Consider the following 2850-nt stretch of genomic DNA (forward strand, 5'->3'; position numbering starts at 1 on the left):
CCCCACCCTACTCCGGCACGCTCAACAGCGCACCATATTTCAGGCCGTTTATCAGGGGGTCGGTCGCAATCTTTCCGCATCAGCGGCGGCGACTCGAATAACTCTACACGCGACACAGCCCCCACACAAATCCACCCCCACCACCAGCCCCACACCCCAAAAACCCCGCCACCACACGGAAAACAAGCCCCCGTAGTGCAGCACCGCACTCCATCGACCGGAAAACCCTGCCTGTGGGCTGCATCACCTGCGTCCGGGGCTCTCTCCGGTTACGATCAGGGGGTGATGGCAGAACGCCGGCGCCGCAGGCCAGAATTCCTCCACCGGCGAGTGTCCGGACCGGCCGCCACCGGGTTATCCGGCGGCGAAGTATCCTCCCGAATGAGGCATGGCCTGGCCAACGTTGTACCGGACTCAACCAGCCGGAGCCTGTGGGAGATCGTCCGCGCCAATGTGCTGACTCTGTTCAATGCGATTGTGGGAACGAGTTTTGTCGTCCTGCTTGTGCTGGGCAGTTGGCAGGACGCCCTCTTCGGGCTGGCAGCTGTGGGCAACTCCGTCATAGGTGTCGTCCAGGAGTATCGGGCCAAACGTTCCCTGGACCGCCTCGCGGTCCTCGAGTCTCCGGTGGCCCGAGTTCTGCGTGACGGGTCCGTGCAGGAGGTCCCGACCGCCGACGTCGTGCTTGACGATGTCCTGGTCCTGCGGTCTGGCGACCAGGTCACAGCCGACGCCTCTGTCCTCGAGAGCGGCGGACTGGAAGCAGATGAATCCCTCCTGACTGGGGAATCGGACCCGGTGGATAAGGAGGCGGGGACCGTAGTGCTGTCCGGTTCGATCCTTGTTGCCGGCCGGGGCATGGCACGGGTGATCCGGGTGGGCGCTGACTCCTTCTCCAGCGGGATCGCCGCAGATGCGAAGCGGTTCTCGCTGGTCAACTCCGAGATCCGCAACAGCCTCAACCGAATTCTTCGCTGGCTCAGCTGGGCGTTGTTGCCAGTTGCCCTCATCGTTGCCAACGGCGAGATGCAGTCCAGGGGCGGCTGGGAGCAAGCGATCGCCAGCGGCGCCTGGACATCCGCGCTGGTGGGGGTGATTGCGAGCGTCATCGCCGTAATTCCGCTTGGCCTGGTCTTGCTCTCGAGCGTGGCTTTTGCTGTCGGCGGGATCCGGCTGGCGGGGAACAAGGTTCTCATACAGGAGCTGGCGGCGGTGGAGGGCCTGGCCCGCGTCGACGTCCTCTGTCTCGACAAGACCGGAACGCTCACTCAGGGCCGCATCATCTTTGACGGTGTGCATGAGCTTGCCGAGCCAGCGGAACCTGGTTGGGAGCGGGCCCTCGGCTGGTTCGCTAAGGATCCAGAGGCGAACGCGACGTCTCGCTGCCTTGAAGCGGCATTCGAGCACGACGGCGGTAACCCTGCGGTCTCATCGGTTCCGTTCTCTTCCGCCCGGAAGTGGAGTGCTGTGACGTTCGACGGCGGCGGAACCCCAGGGTCAGGCACATGGATCCTTGGCGCCCCGGAAGTTGTGTTGGCCGACGGTTCTGGTGGCGCAGACGCAGCGCCGGCAGCGCATGCCGCTCTGGGCAGGGCCGGCCGACTCGCCGAATCCGGCCTGCGGACCGTCGTGCTGGCCTACGCCGCCGACACGACCATCACAGCCGACAACGCAACCCTGCCGGCAGTTGTTGAACCGGTGGTTGTGCTCACGTTTCGGGAGCAGATTCGGCCCGAGGCGCGACAGACGCTGGACTACTTCCGTGATGAGGGCGTGGAGCTGAAAATCATCTCGGGGGACGACCCCCGGACGGTCGCGGCGATTGCCCGCTCCGTGGGCGTGGACGTTGCGGAGGGATACGATGCCCGGAAACTTCCGGCCGATCCCCGGCGGCTAGAAGAGGTAGTGGCCAACAACACCGTGTTCGGTCGGGTGACTCCACACCAGAAGAGGGACATGGTGGCAGCACTTCAGCGGCGCGGGCACACGGTCGCGATGACCGGAGACGGCGTCAATGACGTACTCGCGTTGAAGGAGGCGGATTTGGGCATAGCCATGAACTCAGCGGCACCTGCCACGAAGGCAGTGGCACGGCTGGTGCTGCTGGATGGTCGTTTCGACCGGCTTCCGGCTGTGGTGGCTGAGGGCCGCAGGGTCATCGCCAACATCGAGCGTGTGTCGAAGCTCTTTCTTAGCAAATCGTCCTACTCAATCGCAATCGCGGTCAGCTTCGGATTGCTGAGTCTCCAATTCCCCTTCCTACCCCGCCAACTCTCCTTCACTGACGGTCTGACGATTGGCATTCCGTCCTTCTTCCTGGCGCTGATGGCAAACTCCAGCCGCTACCGTCCCGGGTTCCTGCGCAGGTCGCTATTGTTCTCTGTGCCCGCCGGGCTCATTGTCGCGGCTTCATTGTTGAGCCTGAACCTCTACGCGCAGACGACCGGAGCGGCTGGGGCAGCGCCGGAGTCGCTGCAGTCCGCATCTGTGCTGACGCTCTCGGTGTTGGGGTTGTGGATTCTCGCGGTGGTGTCACGCCCGCTTGATGTGAAAAAGGTGGCGGTGGTCCTCGCCATGTGCGCCATGCTCCTGATTTTGATCACCCAGCCGCTCGTCCAGGACTTCTTCCATCTCGCGCGTCCGCCGGCGGACTTACTGCGGGCTGCCGGGGCGGCTGCGCTGGGCGGGGGGCTCGCTGTCGAGCTTCTGGCCTGGATCCATGGCAGGATGTTCCCGCGCTGACCGGGGCCGGGTGTCCTGGTGGTGGGATGGGGGGTTTAAATGCGGGAGGACCCCCAACGTGGTTGGGGGTCCTCGACCTTAATGATGTTCCGGCGGTGACCTACTCTC

At 64.3% G+C, this 2850-nt stretch carries 1 protein-coding gene; it reads left to right on the top strand.

Going from position 1 to position 2850, the window contains the following annotated elements; genetic code table 11:
* Positions 1-381 precede the first annotated feature (381 nt).
* The gene (locus ASE96_RS05375; protein WP_235500142.1) at positions 382-2742 is read left to right on the top strand and encodes an HAD-IC family P-type ATPase; all 2361 of its coding nucleotides are present in this window, start codon (positions 382-384) and stop codon (positions 2740-2742) included.
* The last annotated feature ends 108 nt before the right edge of the window (positions 2743-2850 follow it).

Origin of the sequence: Arthrobacter sp. Leaf69, assembly GCF_001422645.1 — a bacterium.
Taxonomy (GTDB): Bacteria; Actinomycetota; Actinomycetes; order Actinomycetales; family Micrococcaceae; genus Arthrobacter.

Coding starts and splice junctions, on each gene's coding strand:
- ASE96_RS05375 (WP_235500142.1), top strand. CDS start 382: ATGAGGCATGGCCTGGCCAACGTTGTACCGGACTCAACCAGCCGGAGC.